The sequence below is a fragment of the Flagellimonas olearia genome (assembly GCF_009184425.1).
GTDB lineage: Bacteria > Bacteroidota > Bacteroidia > Flavobacteriales > Flavobacteriaceae > Flagellimonas > Flagellimonas olearia.
In genome coordinates this window covers 1-485 of sequence record NZ_WELG01000043.1, presented here as the reverse complement: position 1 = coordinate 485, position 485 = coordinate 1, and the positions used below count along the sequence as shown (strand labels likewise).

Below are 485 nucleotides of genomic sequence, written 5' to 3'. Positions count from 1 at the left end.
CCACCCTTGGGTGAGCGGCGATCATCGTCTGGATGCCGGCCTTTGGCCTCATCTTGCGTTTTTTGATCCGCTTCCAGTTTCTCCTTCGCTGCCCGGATCTTGTCCAGCCGCCCCTGACGGTGCTGAAGCTCTTCGGGTAACTCGTCGCCCCGCTGATCCGGGCCAAACTGTTGGTCTTCCGATTCATCCACACGGCGAGCCTGGCCACAAAGCTCATCAACCTCTTTTGACAGACGGGCTTCTTCCTCCCGCATGCGGTCATAGCTCATGGCCTTGTGCTTACTGGCGTTGGCCCGGACCTTGGTGCCATCAATCGCCAGCGTACCGAGAGTAACCAATTCCGCTTCCTGGGCGATCCGGACCACCTGAATAAATACGGCCTTGAACGCAGCCAGGTGTTGCTTGCGAAAATCGCAGATAGTGCGGTGTCTGGGGAAATTGCCAGCCGCCAGGACCCGAAGGGCGACATCTTCTTCCAACTTCCG

The 485-nt window shown here is 58.4% G+C and carries 1 protein-coding gene; it reads right to left on the bottom strand.

Going from position 1 to position 485, the window contains the following annotated elements; all coding sequences use genetic code 11:
* Positions 1-485, bottom strand: a 485-nt coding sequence (locus F8C76_RS19165; protein WP_369126713.1) for a transposase, incomplete at both ends; no start/stop codon positions are given.